20 protein-coding genes are annotated in these 15,621 nt (G+C 38.4%); 17 read left to right on the top strand and 3 right to left on the bottom strand.

Annotated features, from left to right (window positions below):
* The first annotated feature begins 229 nt into the window (after positions 1-229).
* From LG273_RS12940 to copZ, 6 genes are all read left to right on the top strand, one after another.
* Positions 230-466 (top strand): glutaredoxin family protein, encoded by a 237-nt coding sequence (locus LG273_RS12940; RefSeq protein ID WP_404454196.1) that lies wholly within the window; start codon positions 230-232, stop codon positions 464-466.
* Positions 463-1,101 (top strand): hypothetical protein, encoded by a 639-nt coding sequence (locus LG273_RS12935; protein ID WP_404454193.1) that lies wholly within the window; start codon positions 463-465, stop codon positions 1,099-1,101. The genes LG273_RS12940 and LG273_RS12935 overlap by 4 nt, the downstream gene beginning before the upstream one ends.
* Positions 1,102-1,164: 63 nt before the next feature.
* Positions 1,165-1,716, top strand: a complete 552-nt coding sequence (locus tag LG273_RS12930) for a peroxiredoxin family protein (protein ID WP_379561835.1) — start codon at positions 1,165-1,167, stop codon at positions 1,714-1,716.
* Between the two features lie 189 nt (positions 1,717-1,905).
* Positions 1,906-2,208: a metal-sensing transcriptional repressor gene (locus LG273_RS12925; protein ID WP_379561834.1), complete on the top strand. Its 303-nt coding sequence runs from the start codon at positions 1,906-1,908 to the stop codon at positions 2,206-2,208.
* Between the two features lie 12 nt (positions 2,209-2,220).
* Complete coding sequence (locus LG273_RS12920) at positions 2,221-4,602, top strand: heavy metal translocating P-type ATPase (RefSeq protein ID WP_404454187.1); 2,382 nt, start codon at positions 2,221-2,223, stop codon at positions 4,600-4,602.
* 28 nt (positions 4,603-4,630) lie between these two features.
* Positions 4,631-4,837 (top strand): copper chaperone CopZ, encoded by a 207-nt coding sequence (copZ, locus tag LG273_RS12915; protein ID WP_379561832.1) that lies wholly within the window; start codon positions 4,631-4,633, stop codon positions 4,835-4,837.
* A gap of 61 nt (positions 4,838-4,898) precedes the next feature.
* Here the strand turns inward: copZ and cax are convergent, their stop codons facing one another.
* Positions 4,899-5,960 (bottom strand): calcium/proton exchanger, encoded by a 1,062-nt coding sequence (gene cax, locus LG273_RS12910; protein WP_404454184.1) that lies wholly within the window; start codon positions 5,958-5,960, stop codon positions 4,899-4,901.
* A gap of 190 nt (positions 5,961-6,150) precedes the next feature.
* On the opposite strand from cax, the gene LG273_RS12905 reads away from it, so the two are divergent.
* Positions 6,151-7,206 carry a M42 family metallopeptidase gene (locus LG273_RS12905; protein ID WP_404454181.1) on the top strand — a complete coding sequence of 352 codons (1,056 nt, stop codon included), beginning with the start codon at positions 6,151-6,153 and terminating at the stop codon, positions 7,204-7,206.
* Between the two features lie 175 nt (positions 7,207-7,381).
* Here the strand turns inward: LG273_RS12905 and LG273_RS12900 are convergent, their stop codons facing one another.
* Complete coding sequence (locus LG273_RS12900) at positions 7,382-8,029, bottom strand: hemolysin III family protein (RefSeq protein ID WP_404454178.1); 648 nt, start codon at positions 8,027-8,029, stop codon at positions 7,382-7,384.
* A 137-nt stretch (positions 8,030-8,166) separates the two neighbouring features.
* Between LG273_RS12900 and LG273_RS12895 the strand changes: the two genes are divergently transcribed.
* The 5 genes from LG273_RS12895 (at position 8,167) to LG273_RS12875 (ending at position 11,374) form a co-directional block, all read left to right on the top strand.
* Positions 8,167-8,754: a DUF1836 domain-containing protein gene (locus LG273_RS12895; protein ID WP_404454175.1), complete on the top strand. Its 588-nt coding sequence runs from the start codon at positions 8,167-8,169 to the stop codon at positions 8,752-8,754.
* A gap of 1 nt (position 8,755) precedes the next feature.
* Positions 8,756-9,736, top strand: coding sequence for an LLM class flavin-dependent oxidoreductase (locus tag LG273_RS12890; protein ID WP_404454172.1), 981 nt, complete (start codon positions 8,756-8,758; stop codon positions 9,734-9,736).
* A 139-nt stretch (positions 9,737-9,875) separates the two neighbouring features.
* Positions 9,876-10,472, top strand: coding sequence for a TetR/AcrR family transcriptional regulator (locus tag LG273_RS12885; RefSeq protein ID WP_404454169.1), 597 nt, complete (start codon positions 9,876-9,878; stop codon positions 10,470-10,472).
* Positions 10,473-10,500: 28 nt separating this feature from the next.
* Entirely contained in the window at positions 10,501-10,674 is a 174-nt protein-coding gene (locus tag LG273_RS12880; protein ID WP_404454167.1) for an anti-repressor SinI family protein, read from the top strand.
* An 88-nt stretch (positions 10,675-10,762) separates the two neighbouring features.
* Entirely contained in the window at positions 10,763-11,374 is a 612-nt protein-coding gene (locus tag LG273_RS12875; protein ID WP_379561824.1) for a DedA family protein, read from the top strand.
* Positions 11,375-11,413: 39 nt separating this feature from the next.
* Here the strand turns inward: LG273_RS12875 and LG273_RS12870 are convergent, their stop codons facing one another.
* Positions 11,414-11,935: a cysteine hydrolase family protein gene (locus LG273_RS12870; protein WP_404454164.1), complete on the bottom strand. Its 522-nt coding sequence runs from the start codon at positions 11,933-11,935 to the stop codon at positions 11,414-11,416.
* A gap of 175 nt (positions 11,936-12,110) precedes the next feature.
* Between LG273_RS12870 and LG273_RS12865 the strand changes: the two genes are divergently transcribed.
* The 5 genes from LG273_RS12865 (at position 12,111) to LG273_RS12845 (ending at position 15,592) form a co-directional block, all read left to right on the top strand.
* Positions 12,111-12,467, top strand: coding sequence for a flagellar basal body rod protein (locus tag LG273_RS12865; protein ID WP_404454161.1), 357 nt, complete (start codon positions 12,111-12,113; stop codon positions 12,465-12,467).
* Positions 12,468-12,486: 19 nt separating this feature from the next.
* Positions 12,487-13,125 (top strand): PspA/IM30 family protein, encoded by a 639-nt coding sequence (locus LG273_RS12860; RefSeq protein ID WP_404454158.1) that lies wholly within the window; start codon positions 12,487-12,489, stop codon positions 13,123-13,125.
* A gap of 79 nt (positions 13,126-13,204) precedes the next feature.
* Positions 13,205-13,936: a cell wall-active antibiotics response protein LiaF gene (gene liaF, locus LG273_RS12855; protein WP_404454156.1), complete on the top strand. Its 732-nt coding sequence runs from the start codon at positions 13,205-13,207 to the stop codon at positions 13,934-13,936.
* Positions 13,933-14,967 carry a sensor histidine kinase gene (locus LG273_RS12850; RefSeq protein WP_404454154.1) on the top strand — a complete coding sequence of 345 codons (1,035 nt, stop codon included), beginning with the start codon at positions 13,933-13,935 and terminating at the stop codon, positions 14,965-14,967. Before liaF ends, LG273_RS12850 begins: the two co-directional genes overlap by 4 nt.
* Positions 14,960-15,592 (top strand): response regulator, encoded by a 633-nt coding sequence (locus tag LG273_RS12845; RefSeq protein ID WP_404454152.1) that lies wholly within the window; start codon positions 14,960-14,962, stop codon positions 15,590-15,592. Before LG273_RS12850 ends, LG273_RS12845 begins: the two co-directional genes overlap by 8 nt.
* Positions 15,593-15,621 lie beyond the last annotated feature (29 nt).

The raw sequence follows: 15,621 nt of genomic DNA, 5'->3' as shown, positions 1-15,621 counted from the left end.
TTGAAAGGAGTTTTTTTAGGTGAAAAAACTTTTTCTTTACAATACCCATCGGGGGTATGGTGAAGTAATGATAGTGAAGTAAGGAGGGAATAAATTTTGGGAATAGATCTTCCGGGCACTTTGTAAGTACTGTTAGAAGAGTGGGAAAAGAAAAGTCTACCCTAATATATAGTAGTAAGGTAATGGAAGAACAAGTCAATCGTATTAATAGAAGGGGGTAAAACAAAAGATGAAAAACTACCAATTGGAAGTATTTACAAGGCCTACTTGCTCTGATTGCCAAGAACTGAAGAGGTTTTTAAAGCAACATAATATACCCCACAGGGAATACGATTTAGCAAAAAATCCTCAAAAAGAAAAAGATTTAAAAAGCATATCCGGGAGTAGAATCGTACCAACGCTTGTATTTACTCAGTCTTCTTTCTTTGGATTAATGAGAAAATCAAAATTGGAGGGGAAAAGGTGACGTTAACGAACGTACATATATCAATTGGGGTAATGCTTTTAAGCTTCTCGATTGGATTTCTTGCATACTATGTCATAAGTGAGGATGTAAAGAAAGGTCAAAAGAAAATACTTATGGGAGAGACATTAAATCAACTGGTAAACTTCGTTATCTATATTTGGCTTGGGAAGGTTTTGCTGAATATCCCACTGTTTATAAAAGATCCACTGGCCGTATTAGCATACCCAAGTAATTCACATGCATTTTATTTTGCTATACTTGTATCTGTGATAGCTCTAATAATTAAAACAAAGCGAGGAAAAATGGATGTTGTACCATTCCTTCACACATTCATACATATATTTTTATTCAGCACGTTTATCTATGAATTTATCCAATTTGTATGGTATGACAATCGCTATTCCATTGCTTATATGGGGCTGATGGTACTATTAATTGTTGCATTGCTATTGACGCGTAGGTTTTTATCGGTTAAATGGCAAAATGTGTTTATTTATTTTGCATGGACATTGGGAAGCTTCATGCTAACATTGTTTCTACCAATCATGGCGGTATTTGGTTATAAAACCATGGTTTTCAGGCTTTCTTTTAATAGTGGCTCTTATATTAATCGTTTATCAAAAACAGCTCAGTAAAGTGGATTAATTGACATATAACATCATTAGGAAAATGAGAGAATTAGGCTGGGGGTATTCACAGTGAAGAAAGTCATTTTAATTACTGTACTTATTGGAATGCTTGGTTGGACGGTTTATGAGTTTTTCTTTACATCAAGTGAAGTCGCAACACAGAAAGAACAAAGCAACAGTTCAGAGCAAGATAGTGAAGTAGGAATTGATAAAGGAATGCTAGCTCCCGATTTTGAACTTACAACATTGGCTGGTAAGCAAGTAAAACTGTCAGATTATCGTGGCCAGCGTGTGATGTTAAATTTTTGGGCAACATGGTGTCCACCGTGTAGAGCTGAGATGCCTGATATGCAAAAATTCCAGGAAAATAAAGATGTAAAAATATTAGCTGTAAATTTAACGAAGACTGAATCGGATCCTGATAAGGTGCAGGAATTTATCGATAAATTGAACCTTTCAATGACAGTTCCGCTAGATAAGGAATCCTTAGTAAGTGATCAATACCAAATTATCGCTTACCCAACAACCTATATGATCGACTCTGATGGAAGAATACAGTCGGTCATGAAGGGAGCCATGAACTACGACCTTATGGTTCAGCAATTTGAAATGATGGAATAAAAACCACTGAAAGAATGAACAAGTTTCAGCTACACTGCTGAGACTTTTTTTATTGGGAAATAATTAATAGTTTTACGCTTAAGTGACAGATTAAACCTAAAGCCAATTTTACAAAAAGCGATAGTTTAATTTGACAAATATACCATATGGGGGTATCGTATAAATATAAACGAAAAGGAAGTGATTCATTTGGATAAATTTTTACAGGATCACCCAAGTAAACCAAGAACGCAAGATGAAAAGCAAAAGACTATTAACCGTTTAAAGCGTATAGAGGGACAGGTACGCGGCATTCAGAAGATGGTTGAAGAGGATAGATATTGTATGGATATATTAGTCCAAATTAGTGCAATTCAATCTGCTCTTAAGAATGTCGGCTTCTCTGTCACAGAGCGCCATATCAACCATTGTGTGAGTGATGCGATCAAGCAGGGTGAGGGGAAAGAAACGATCGAGGAATTAATGAGTGTTATGAAACAGTTTTCCAAATAAGGAGAGAGAATTATGAGCGACACACAACATGCTACGCTTAACATAACAGGGATGACCTGTGCTGCATGCTCCACCCGTGTTGAAAAAGTATTAAATAAAATGGATGGGGTAGAAGCACAAGTTAACCTTACAACAGAAAAAGCAACCGTTGACTATGATGCTGAAAAAGCTTCTATAGATGATATAACGAACAAAATAGAAAATGTCGGCTACGGTGTTTTAATGGAAAAAACAGAATTAGACATAATCGGGATGACCTGTGCAGCTTGTTCTACGCGCATTGAAAAGGTATTGAATAAGCAGAACGGTGTTAAAGCCGCTTCCGTAAACTTAACAACGGAAAGTGCAACGATAGAATATAATCCCGGAATTGTAGATCCTAAGGCGTTAATCGAAAAGATTAAAAGTGTAGGATATGATGCGAAGCCAAAGGCGGAAGCAGCAGAAAAGCAAAATCATAAAGAAAAAGCGCTGCAACGGCAGAAAACGAAACTAATCATTTCCGCGGTGTTAGCTGCACCGCTACTAGTTACCATGTTCGTTCATTTATTTAATATGGATATACCCGCCATATTTATGAATCCGTGGTTTCAGTTTGCATTAGCAACACCAGTTCAATTTATTATCGGTTGGCAGTTTTATGTGGGTGCCTACAAGAACCTGAGAAGCGGTGGAGCAAACATGGACGTGCTAGTTGCATTAGGGACAAGTGCAGCTTACTTCTATAGTCTGTATGAGGCATTAAAAACCATTGGTACTGACTATATGCCACACTTGTATTTTGAAACAAGCGCTGTCTTAATCACATTAATTTTATTTGGTAAATATTTAGAAGCAAAAGCCAAAAGTCAGACAACCAATGCACTATCCTCTTTGCTAAATTTACAAGCTAAAGAAGCGCGCGTCATTAGGAATGGCGAGGAAACGATGATACCTGTGGAAGAGGTTGCAGTTGGTGACAGGCTGGTTGTTAAACCAGGAGAAAAAATACCAGTAGACGGAATGGTCGTAAAGGGTAGAACGTCCGTAGATGAATCCATGATTACGGGTGAATCAATTCCGATTGAAAAAGAAAAAGACGCAGCTGTAATTGGCTCCACAATTAACAAAAATGGCTCAATAGAAATGGAAGCGACAAAAGTAGGAAAGGATACTGCCCTTGCATCCATTGTGAAGGTGGTAGAAGAAGCGCAAGGATCAAAAGCGCCGATTCAACGTTTGGCAGATGTTATTTCAGGTTATTTTGTACCAATTGTCGTAGGGATTGCCATTCTTACATTCGTTGTTTGGATTATATTTGTTGATCCCGGTCAATTTGAGCCAGCTCTAATTGCAGCAATTGCCGTATTAGTTATTGCCTGTCCATGTGCTTTAGGTCTAGCTACACCGACCTCAATAATGGTAGGGACAGGAAGAGCAGCGGAAAGTGGTATCTTGTTTAAAGGTGGAGAACACTTAGAAGGGACACACCAATTAAATGCAATTGTGTTGGATAAGACAGGTACCGTTACAAAAGGAAAACCTGAGGTAACAGACTTCACGGGTGACGAAAGAGCATTTCAACTTTTAGCTAGTGCAGAGAAAGGCTCTGAGCATCCGTTAGCAGGAGCAATTGTGGCCTATGCAACAGAAAAGGAAATGAAGCTTATAGAGGTAGAGGAATTTAACGCAATACCAGGGCACGGTATTGAGTCTAGAATTTCTGGAAAGCAAGTACTTGTCGGAAATCGGAAATTAATGACTGACCAACATATAGATATTGGGGCTTATGAAGAGGAACTTTCTACGTTTGAAACCGAGGGGAAAACAGCGATGTTACTCGCAATAGATGGTAAGTATCGCGGAACTGTTGCAGTTGCCGATAGGATTAAAGAAACAGCACCACAGGCAATTAAAGAATTAAAAGAACAAGGTTTAGAGGTTATCATGCTAACAGGTGATAATGAAAGAACAGCAAAAGCAATTGCCAAGCAAGTAGGAATCGATCATGTCATTGCCCAAGTTTTACCAGAAGAAAAGGCTGATAAAGTAAAAGAGATTCAGTTACAGGGTAAAAAGGTAGCAATGGTAGGAGATGGTGTGAACGACGCACCTGCCTTGGTTACTGCTGATGTTGGGATTGCAATTGGGACTGGTACGGAAGTGGCAATTGAAGCTGCTGACGTAACCATATTAGGTGGGGAGTTGCTGCTGATACCAAAAGCAATTCGGATTAGCCATTCAACCATCCGAAATATCCGCCAAAACCTTTTTTGGGCATTCGGGTATAATACAGCTGGAATTCCTGTGGCAGCAATTGGATTACTTGCCCCATGGATTGCAGGTGCCGCAATGGCATTAAGTTCCGTAAGTGTTGTGACAAACTCACTTCGTCTGAAACGAGCCAAAATATAAGTTTTACTTTTTAAAGGAGGTGAAAATCATGGAGAAAACATTGAATGTACAAGGCATGTCTTGCGGACATTGCAAGATGTCTGTTGAAAATGCATTAAAAGAAATAGATGGTGTATCAGTAGCTGAAGTTAATCTAGAAGCAGGGAAAGTAGACGTTACATTTGACGATTCAAAGGTAGCAGTTGAAACCATGAAAGACGCCATTGAAGAGCAAGGCTACGATGTTGTAGCTTAATTATAAACCAAAAGCTGGTTTTCCGTGTGGAGAGCCAGCTTTTTCATTTCTCCTGTTGTTGCTAAATAAAATAAAATCCAAGTCCCATAATGATATATGCTGCCAATAGGGCTAATCCATCAAACCAATTGGAGTCACCATCATTGGAGAGCATAATCATTAAAAATACAGCTGTAACCATACTAATTAGTTCTGGCCATGTAAACACAAGAGGCATGGTCGTAGGGAAAAACAATGACAGTAAAACCAGAATAGGTAGGACAAACATGGCGACCTGAAGCGTCGAACCGACAACAATTTCCACAGCTACATCCATTTTATTTTTGTATGCCATGATAACGGCTGACGCATGTTCTGCAGCATTTCCTACAATGGCCACAATAATTACCCCGATAAACAGCTCTGACCACCCAAATGTCTCCCCAATAACATCAAACGTTGATACCAAATGTTCCGATACATAGGCAACAGCAATGGTGGAAAGACCTAAAATGACAATAGCTTTTATTTTGCCCCACTCAGGCTTTTCCTCTTCATGACTTTCTTCGGTTTGTTTATCATTAGTTTGATAAACACCGCGGTGTGTGACAAATTTAAATAAAAGAGCTGCTAAGTATAATACGATTAAAATGATGGAGATGCCGACACTAAGAATCATGGTATCCTGATCATTCATTGTTGTGGTAAACACCTCTGGAATAACGAAAGCAACAATTACAGAAAATATAAGCAATCCCGCATTATGCTGTGCCTCAAGCTTATTAAACGATTGTCGTTTATATTTAAGACCACCAACAAAAAAGGAAAGTCCTCCTACAAGAAGCAGGTTTCCTAAAACAGAACCTGTTAACGAAGCTAATACAATACTAACGAGACCAGCCTTGAGTGAAAAGATAGAAATAATAAGTTCGACAGCATTACCAAAGGTTGCGTTTAATAAACCGCCGATTCTTGGCCCCAACACAATTGCCAGGCTCTCGGTAGCTCTTCCAATAATCCCAGCTAAAGCTATGATTGTTAAACAATATACGATAAACATAAGCACAGCTGACCAATGGAAAATCGATCCGATAATGGAAATTGGTAGGCCAATTAAAACTAAAATCCAGAATAATTTATTCATAAATAACTATCCTCCTGTTTACTAGTCAGATAGTTATAGGATGCCCAATCAAGAAAGGAATACCCACTTAAGGTTCCCTGTATAAGTGGGAGGAAGGAAGCTACAATTTAAGCAGTTTACTTCGATTAGAGGATCCCGTATAATCCTAACTAATTGAAACTTCAAAAAAATAAATAATGGGGGTAATTTTATGTCTACATATCCAAATGTTGAAGAAACAAAGGAATTAATTAAACAGCTTGTCTCCATTCCAAGCCCATCTGGTAACACATCAAACGTTATTCGATTTGTTGAGGATTATTTGAAAGACTTGCAAGTGGAAACAATGCGTAATCGAAAAGGTGGACTGATCGCTACCATTCCTGGAACAAACGAGAAAGAGCACAGGATGCTAACAGCACACGTGGATACCTTAGGTGCAATGGTGAAAGAAGTGAAAAGTAATGGGCGACTGCGCCTCGATTTAATCGGTGGTTTTAAATATAATGCCATTGAAGGAGAATACTGTGAAATCGAGACATCCAGTGGCAAGGTATTAACAGGAACAATCCTAATGCATCAAACCTCTGTCCATGTTTATAAAAATGCAGGGGATGCTAAACGAAACCAGGAAAATATGGAAGTACGAATTGATGCCAAGGTGGAAAATGCTGAAGATGTGAGGAAGCTTGGAATTGAGGTAGGAGATTTTGTTTCCTTCGACCCTCGTGTGCAATTTGCAGATAATGGCTTTCTAAAATCACGCCATCTGGATGACAAAGCAAGTGTTGCTATTTTATTGCAATTAATAAAAAGGGTGAAGGAAGAAGCGCTGACTTTACCTTATACGACACATTTTCTTATCTCAAATAATGAGGAAATCGGCTATGGCGGTAACTCCAATGTTACTCCAGAAACAGTTGAATACTTAGCTGTAGATATGGGAGCAATGGGAGATGGTCAGTCAACTGATGAATATACGGTCTCTATTTGTGTGAAGGATGCTTCAGGTCCATATCATTACGGCTTGCGCAAGCATCTAGTCGAACTAGCTGAAAAGAACAACATCGGCTACAAGCTGGATATTTATCCTTATTACGGATCGGATGCTTCAGCAGCCATTCGCTCAGGGCACGATATTATCCATGGCCTAATCGGTCCGGGAATTGATTCTTCCCATGCCTATGAAAGAACCCATGAAGAATCCTTACAGCAGACAGAACAACTCGTCTATCATTATGTGAAATCAGAAATGGTTACCTATTAAACGTTTGTTATTAAAGAAGAGAGAAAGTAAAAGCCGTAATGAAATCCAGGTAAATTTGGATCTCATTACGGCTATTTCTTTCATGTTGCGTGTTTAAAACATATATTCCGTATCAAGGGTAAAGAAATCCTTGCACTTTTTGTGTTCGGTTCTACAAGACTCCCCCTCGCATATTTTACAACACATACAAATACACACAAAGGAAATGAAACAGGCTGCCTAATAAAATAAAAATATGGAAAATCTCATGAAACCCGAAGTGCTTAAATTCCATAAATTTGGGTTTTAGCCAATAGATTAATGCCCCTATTGTATAAATCAAACCACCGATGATTAAAAAGGCCATTCCGTTCGTACCTAACACAGGAGCTAACGAGGAGCTAAAAAAGACAACAATCCAACCCATGGCGATATATAATGCAGTTGATAGCCATCTTGGTGCATGAAACCAAATTAATTTAAAGGTCACACCTGCCACAGCGATCGCAGAGACAATAGTAAAGAGGACCCAACCCGTGACACCATTTAAACTAATTAAGCATAAAGGGGTATACGTTCCGGCAATTAATACAAAAATCATGGAGTGATCCAGGCGGCGCAGAAAAGCAATGACATGAGCTTTGGCTACAACTAAATGATAGGTTGCAGAAGCCGCGTATAATAATGTCATGCTAATACCAAAAATAATTACGGAAACAATTGCCAAGATAGAGTTTGCTTCTGTTGCTGCTTTTATTACCATTGCTAATAAACCTACAAAACTAAGAATAGCCCCAAATAAATGGGTTAATCCGTTAATCGGTTCTCGCATGTAAGTACCCAAGAATAATCATCACCTTTATTGTTGTATGTAGTTTTGAAAACTATATTATGACTATACCTTAATTTTAACATGTAGTCAATGTTTACTCTCAGGTAACTTTCCCTTATAATTTAAATAAAAAACAAAGGAATTTTTCAATGAATATAGAGACTCTAATGAAGGAATTACAATTAGACACACGGCTTGAGGTTAAAGATATTCCTGATATCGATTTATACATGGATCAGGTCATTCAATTATTTGAAAAGAAATTTTCCCCTGCAAAGCGGAATGAAGAGGAAAAAGTACTCACAAAAACGATGATTAATAATTACGCCAAGGGGAAATTATTTTTCCCTATAAAAAATAAAAAATACTCGAGAGACCATATTATGCTAATTAGCATGATTTATCAGATGAAAGGCGCCTTATCCATACATGACGTAAAGCAAACATTGGAACCATTAAATAATAAAATTGTTAATGAGGAGATTGATCTTTTATCTCTTTATATGAGCTACTTAACCTTATTTGACCAAAATCTGGAATTGTTTAAACATGACGTACATCAGCATATAGAAGAGGCACATTCAGAGGCAGCTAAAATTGGAAATAAAGAGGAAGCATACTTGGTTAAACTGCTGCTTGTTACGACTTTTACGGAGATAAGTAATTTTTACAGAAAAGCTGCTGAAAAATTGGTAGATGACTTGATGGAAGAAGCACCAAAAGGAAAGAAGGAGTAACATGAATTTAAGCATATTAGACCAAGTTCCTGTATTACCAGGTAAGACGGCTTATGAAGCAATCCAGGCTTCCATTAACCTAGCAATTGCAGGTGATAAACTAGGATACACAAGGTATTGGACGGCGGAACATCATGACATGGAAGAGCTTGCATGTCCTGCGCCTGATATTATGCTAAGTCAGATTGGTGCCCAAACAGAAAGAATTCGAATTGGATCAGGTGCGGTATTGCTTCCACACTATAAACCTTATCAGATAGCAGAGCGATATCATTTATTAGCAACGATGTTTCCAGGTAGAGTAGATTTAGGAGTTGGGCGTGCCCCCGGGGGGTCAGCAGAAGCCACGATGGCCCTGTCAGACAATTTCTTAGAAGGGGTGAAGCAATTCCCCTCCAAATTAGAGGAGCTTATTGCGTTTAATCATAATGGATTTTCAGCTGAACATATGTTTTCTAAAATCCAGCCGTGGCCAGTTGCATCCAAACCACCTGAAATCTGGCTTCTAGGGACCAGTGAGAAAAGTGGGAAGCTTGCTGCCGAGAAAGACATATCTTATGCTTTTGGCCATTTTATGACAGATGTGAATGGTCCGGAAATTGTTAGGGATTATTCTAGTAAGGTAAATGGAGCTAAGCCAATTATCGCTGTTTCTGTTATTTGTGCTTCATCATCAGCAGAAGCGGAAGAACAAGCTTTTTACCAAATTGCAAAACAGGTGTGGAAAGCAGGAAACACAAAGAAGGAACGCATCCCCACATTGGATGAGTTAACAAAGTACCCTTTTTCTAATGAACAAAAAGAGATGCTGGAAAAGGGGAGAGAGCGAATGGTTGTAGGTTCTCCGTATGAAGTAAAGAAACAGCTAGTAGATCTTCAGGCAAAATACCAGGCTGACGAACTAATGCTTGTGACCATAACAACTAGTTATGAAGCAAGATTAAAATCATACGAGCTTATTGCCCAGGAAATGAAACGGTAATTAGAAAAAACTCCGCTTATGGAGTTTTTTTGTTGGCTATAAAAGGATTTGTTAATTTTCCGAAAATTGCTTGACGGTAGTTTTTAGATGTAAGATAATACTCGTGAGTAATATAATATTTGAATCTGGAGTGTACGACATGAGCAATAGAGGTAGAAAGAAAGGTTCAATTGGAGAAAAAAGCAGAGAACAATTACTCACGATTGCTGCAGCACAATTTGCCACTAACGGCTTCTATGAAACTAAAATTAGCACTATTGTAAAAGATGCCGGACTGACCCAGCCCACCTTTTATTTATATTTCAAAAGTAAAGAAGCAATTTTTAAAGAACTAACCACGATATTTAAAAACAGCCTACTAAATTTAACAGAAGATAGCTTATTGGATTCAGGACTTAAGGAAGAAATGATCAAGCAAGAAATTCAAGGTAAGGTGGGAGCGATTTTCCGCTTTTTTAGAGAAAATCCCCATTTAACACAAATTGGTTTTTTTCTATCTGAGGAATCAGAAGCAATTAAGAAGATGCTGGCACATGCGATTAGTATGAATTTAGCACAGGAACAACGGGATGGATACTTTCACCAACATTTAAAGATGGATGTTGTGGCAGAGATTGTTGTTGGGATTATGGAACGACTGACAGTCTCAAGGTTGTTTACGGGTCTTTCTGATCCCGAGGAATTAGCGGAGGAAATGGTAGAGTTACTTCTGTTTGGAATGCAGGTTCAACACTAGAATTCGGAATAGAGAGGCTGGTGCAGGGATGGCTAATAGAAAACAGCAAAACGGTCAGTTGGATATGGAATGGGTTATACTCATTAGGGAAGCGAAGCATCTAGGCTTAACAATTACCGAAATTCGTAAATTTTTATCCAATGAATATGTGTCTGGTTTCAATAAAGAGAAAAAGGGAATCTTCTTAAAAAAGGCGGATTGAGAACTTTTGGTCTTTTTCATAACCTAAATCCATATAATCAACCAGAAATTCTATTAATTCTAATTGCTAAGAAGTATTGGAGGATGTTATGCAGAATTGGGTAACAGAAATAATGGAGCAATTTGGCTATTTGGGCATCCTTTTTATGATGGCACTTGAGAACTTATTTCCGCCAATTCCATCAGAGATTGTATTGCCTTTCGGTGGATTTTTAACCACCTATACTAGTATTACGGTATGGGGGGTAGTACTTGCAGCCACGGTAGGTTCCTTAATTGGTGCTGTGGTTTTATACTGGATTGGAACGCTGCTTGATGTGGAACAACTGGAAAAACTCACGAAGCGATGGGGGCGAATTCTAAGGATTAAAGTGGCGGACATACATAAAGCTGATGCTTGGTTTGATAAATATGGCTATTGGGCGGTATTAGTAGGTAGAATGGTTCCCGTAGTCCGTAGTTTAATTTCAATCCCTGCAGGTATGTCAAACATGAAATTTGGACGATTTATGCTTTTTACAGTGATCGGTACACTTATTTGGAACAGTATTTTAATTACGATTGGAGTTATACTTGGGGAATCCTGGAATGAAATAACCCAATATATGAGTGTTTATTCGTCAATTGTCTATGTAATACTTGCTGTTGTAGTTGTTGTGCTTTTTTATTTATATTTGAAAAAGAGAAAACAGCACCGTTAAACAGGTGCTGTTTTTTGCTACATAAAGACTCATAAGTTCTTATAAATCCATGTATTCTTCGTAATCAAGTACTTCTATCATGTCAGACCAGTGGAGTACCGTTCCAATGAAGTCTCTTATATCTAAGTCCTTCATTTCGTATGTGTCTCCGTTATTTACTGTTCCTGTTGCATCTTCGATAAAGGTCACCTCATATCCTCGGTCAAACGCAGCGATGGCAGTAAATAAGCAACAGAACTCTGTGTTGAAGCCTGTAATGACAACTTGCTCAATTTCCAAATCCTCTAAAATATCCTCCAGCTCTGTTTCATAGAAGCCACTTGGCGTTCGTTTGGCGACAACATAGTCAGCATATTCTGCAAGGGAGTCATGTAAGTCGGCCCCGTGAGATTTCTCGTACAAAGGACTCTCCCGTTCTTCGTCTAAATGTTGAAAGAAAATAACGGGTTCTTTTCGCTTCTTACAATCCTCTATAATCTCATTCATTTTGTTAAGTTCCTCGTTAAACTCCCCATTTTCTACAATGCCATTTTGCACATCAATAACAAATAAAGCTTTCATCTGTTTTCCTCCTCTACTAAAAAATATATTCGACATCTAATTAAAAAAACCTTTAGAAGTCTTATCACAACTAAGACTTAAGGCGTATAAAAAGATATGGCCTAAGCTCGTTACGGAAAAGCTGTTTCCTTAGTAAGCTTAAAGTACGTTAAACATAGAAAGGAGGAAACAAGAGATGAAGAAATTTATGTTGTTTACGGGTGGGCTGATTGCTCTCTTGGTATTGTTAGCAAACATTGGACCAATGATTTTACTCGGGATTAGTGTTTGGCTGTTGTATGTCATCTTTAAGCAGTTTGTGAAAAGTGATTCAACGGCAGGTAAAATAGGTTGGGTAGTATTAGGTTTACTAGTACTAAGTGTTACATTCTCTAACGTATTTGCTGTTATTGGGCTTTTAGCAGCTTATGTATTGTATATCATTTACCGTAGCTGGAAGCAGGAAAAGAATGAGTCAGTGGTAGAGGTAATGGAAGATGATGATCCATTTAAAAATTTTGAACGACAATGGGCTGAAATAAACCAATATTAAAAAAGGAGTGTAGTTGTGCATGTCAAGTTTATTTTCTCGGATAAAAGAATCCATATCAGCAGATCTTCACACGATGATGGATAAGAAGGAACAAAAAAATCCAATTGCAGCGTTAAACCAGTATTTACGACAAAGTGAGCAGGAAAAAGAAAAGGTAAGAAGATTGGTTGACAGGCAATATCAATTAAAAGAAGAGTTTACACGTGAATATCATAAAGCACAGGATATGGCGGATAAAAGGCTAAAACAGGCAGGTGTTGCTGAAAAAGCGAAGGAAGAACAAATGCATGCTTTTGCAATAAAGGAGTACGAAGATTACCGAGCAAGGGCAGACCGTATGAAAGTTTCACGTGAAGAAGCAGTGGAACAGCTGGAAACTTTGGAGCAAAAATATGAAGAAATGAAGCATAAATTGAAAGATATGCATTTACGCAGAATGGAGCTAATGGGAAGAGAGAATGTCGCACGAGCTAATCATCAAATGAATAAAGTGGTGGAAGCGACATCTGAAAAGCCATTCTCCAAATTTGCTGAAATGGAACAGTATATTGAGAATCTGGAGTATAAAGTAAATAGTTCTTACTATAGAAGTACATTTGACAGTAAGATAGCTAGGCTGGAAAAAGAGATGAGAGAGCAAACTGCCGAAACAAATTAAATAATGGTATAATAGCAGGCGCAGGGGAAGGCGTCTGCTCTCCTCGTTTAAGTAGAGAACACAAGGAAGGTGGGATTCCGTGCATAAAAAGTTTTCAACAGATACATTGAACTGGATATTGATCATCGGAGGAATCCTTCTTATCTTTGAGATTGCTTTTTTCTTTGGGGGTACCATCATTCCAGCAATTTTTTCAGCGTTAATTATCTATTTTGGTTGGCGCAAGTACTATCGATTGTGGGGAAAGGTAGTTTTTTGGATAGGGGTAATAAGCCTTGTACTTTCCATACTGAATTTAATGGCAGTAAGGTTTTTACTTATTGCGCTCATCATCTTGTTTATTATTAATTACTACAAATCAAAAAAAGAACCAATGCATGTGGTGCCAGACAGTATGAGAAATCGTGCTGCAACTGATGAAGTAGTGACAAGGATTAAACCACTATTTACCCATCAGCTATTTGGGGACCAGCAAACAAATGATATGGCATATGGATGGCAAGATATAAATATTCATGGTGGATTTGGAGACCGTATTGTTGATCTTAGTAATACGGTATTACCAAATGATACAGCAATCATTTCTATTAGACATGCCATAGGGAACATTCAAATCTTTGTTCCCTATGAGGTAGAAGTCAGTCTTCATCACAGCTCTGTTTTTGGAAGGGCATATGTATTTGGAGAAACAGACTGGAAATTAATGAACCATTCTATCATATACCAAACAGCGCATTATGATACAGCGGTGACAAGGGTTAAGGTTATAACCTCAATCTTCTCTGGAGACATTGAGGTGGTAAGAATATGAACACGATTGCGAGACATATTTTTACGGCAGTGTTGTATAGCTTTTTGCTTTCCATTAGCATGATTGCTTTAACTATAGTTACGTTTGTGGAGGATTGGCTTTCTGTTTTTGAAATGAAGATTGGTGATGTGTCCTTCTTGCTAGCTGCGTTCGTGCTTACCGTTACAATGGCATTAATTACAGGTATTGTGACAGCTGTTTATTGGAAACAGCGTTTAAATCGGATTGAAAAACAATTACTTGAAATTGCTAAGGGACAGAAGACGTCAACACCTTTAGAGTCATATAATGAGCTGGAGACAATTGAGCAATATATGCATCAAATACAAGAGAAAATAAAAAGCCAAGCAGAGCATGCTCAAAAACTGGCAACGGAGCGAGCGCAAGAGAGAGAACAGAGTCTCCAAGAAATTGTCGTTCAAGAAAGGAATCGTTTAGCTAGAGAGCTGCATGACTCTGTAAGTCAACAGTTATTTGCTGCATCGATGATGATGTCGGCTATTAATGAATCGAACATAGAAGGTGAAAACAGCAAGCAGCTGCAACTTGTTGAGAAAATGATACACCAATCACAGTTAGAAATGCGCGCATTGCTTCTGCATTTACGGCCTGTTGCTTTAAAAGGTAAATCCTTACAAGAGGGTGTGGAAGAGTTACTCGTTGAACTCCTTCAAAAAGTACCATTGGACATCGAGTGGAAGGTAGAAGCGTTTGAAGTGGAAAAAGGGGTAGAAGATCAATTATTCCGTATTCTTCAGGAGTCCATTTCCAATACATTGCGACATGCGGAAGCAAGCTCACTGCAAGTGATGATGATTGAGAGAGAGCAGACTGTTATTCTAAGAGTTGTTGACAATGGAGTTGGATTTGATATGAACACAAGAAAAACAAATTCCTATGGACTACAAAATATGCAAGAACGTGCTTTAGAGGTTGGAGGAACATTTAAAATAGTGAGTGTTCCAGGAGAAGGCACAAGGATGGAAGTTAAGGTGCCTAACTTAAGAAGGGTAGGTGAGGGAAATGATTAGTGTATTATTTGCAGATGATCATGAAATGGTCCGAATTGGCGTCGCTGCCTATTTAAGTGCACAGCCTGATATTGACGTTGTTGCAGAAGCAGCAGACGGCACCGAAGCGGTCGAGCAAGCCCTTGAATTAAGGCCAGATATTATTCTAATGGATCTTGTCATGAAGGAGATGGATGGCATAGAAGCAACCCGGAATATAATCGAGCAATGGCCTGAAGCAAAAATCATCATTGTTACAAGCTTTCTGGACGATGAGAAGGTATACCCTGCACTGGAAGCTGGCGCAACAAGTTACATGCTGAAAACGTCCAAAGCGAGTGAAATAGCAAAGGCAATTCGATCTACTTTTGAAGGCCAATCCATTCTTGAACCAGAAGTGACGGGAAAGATTATGAATAAGATGCGTACAAAGAAAGAAGAGCCATTGCATACCCAACTTACCGTTAGAGAAAAAGAAATTTTATTATTAATTTCCCAAGGAAAAACAAACCAAGAGATTGCCGAAGAATTGTTTATTGCGCTAAAGACCGTTAAAGTTCATGTCAGTAATATTTTAAGCAAACTTGAAGTACAGGACCGCACCCAGGCTGTTATTTATGCGTTTAAACACGATCTTATAAAGTAAAAAAGCGATACCACGGTCCCCTAGGTTCG

This window comes from Oceanobacillus kapialis, from assembly GCF_044790185.1.
Taxonomy (GTDB): Bacteria; Bacillota; Bacilli; order Bacillales; family Amphibacillaceae; genus Oceanobacillus_B; species Oceanobacillus_B kapialis.
Note: the sequence above shows the minus strand (reverse complement) of the source record. Positions and strands in the feature narration are given on the sequence as shown.

What these genes read in the sequence shown, in the direction of transcription:
- LG273_RS12870 (WP_404454164.1), bottom strand. Translation starts at nt 11,935, where the DNA reads ATGAAAGCTTTATTTGTTATTGATGTGCAAAATGGCATTGTAGAAAAT.
- LG273_RS12895 (WP_404454175.1), top strand. Translation starts at nt 8,167, where the DNA reads ATGAATATAGAGACTCTAATGAAGGAATTACAATTAGACACACGGCTT.
- LG273_RS12890 (WP_404454172.1), top strand. Translation starts at nt 8,756, where the DNA reads ATGAATTTAAGCATATTAGACCAAGTTCCTGTATTACCAGGTAAGACG.
- LG273_RS12880 (WP_404454167.1), top strand. Translation starts at nt 10,501, where the DNA reads ATGGCTAATAGAAAACAGCAAAACGGTCAGTTGGATATGGAATGGGTT.
- copZ (WP_379561832.1), top strand. Translation starts at nt 4,631, where the DNA reads ATGGAGAAAACATTGAATGTACAAGGCATGTCTTGCGGACATTGCAAG.
- LG273_RS12905 (WP_404454181.1), top strand. Translation starts at nt 6,151, where the DNA reads ATGTCTACATATCCAAATGTTGAAGAAACAAAGGAATTAATTAAACAG.
- cax (WP_404454184.1), bottom strand. Translation starts at nt 5,960, where the DNA reads ATGAATAAATTATTCTGGATTTTAGTTTTAATTGGCCTACCAATTTCC.
- LG273_RS12845 (WP_404454152.1), top strand. Translation starts at nt 14,960, where the DNA reads ATGATTAGTGTATTATTTGCAGATGATCATGAAATGGTCCGAATTGGC.
- LG273_RS12850 (WP_404454154.1), top strand. Translation starts at nt 13,933, where the DNA reads ATGAACACGATTGCGAGACATATTTTTACGGCAGTGTTGTATAGCTTT.
- LG273_RS12920 (WP_404454187.1), top strand. Translation starts at nt 2,221, where the DNA reads ATGAGCGACACACAACATGCTACGCTTAACATAACAGGGATGACCTGT.
- LG273_RS12875 (WP_379561824.1), top strand. Translation starts at nt 10,763, where the DNA reads ATGCAGAATTGGGTAACAGAAATAATGGAGCAATTTGGCTATTTGGGC.
- LG273_RS12860 (WP_404454158.1), top strand. Translation starts at nt 12,487, where the DNA reads ATGTCAAGTTTATTTTCTCGGATAAAAGAATCCATATCAGCAGATCTT.
- LG273_RS12885 (WP_404454169.1), top strand. Translation starts at nt 9,876, where the DNA reads ATGAGCAATAGAGGTAGAAAGAAAGGTTCAATTGGAGAAAAAAGCAGA.
- LG273_RS12865 (WP_404454161.1), top strand. Translation starts at nt 12,111, where the DNA reads ATGAAGAAATTTATGTTGTTTACGGGTGGGCTGATTGCTCTCTTGGTA.
- LG273_RS12940 (WP_404454196.1), top strand. Translation starts at nt 230, where the DNA reads ATGAAAAACTACCAATTGGAAGTATTTACAAGGCCTACTTGCTCTGAT.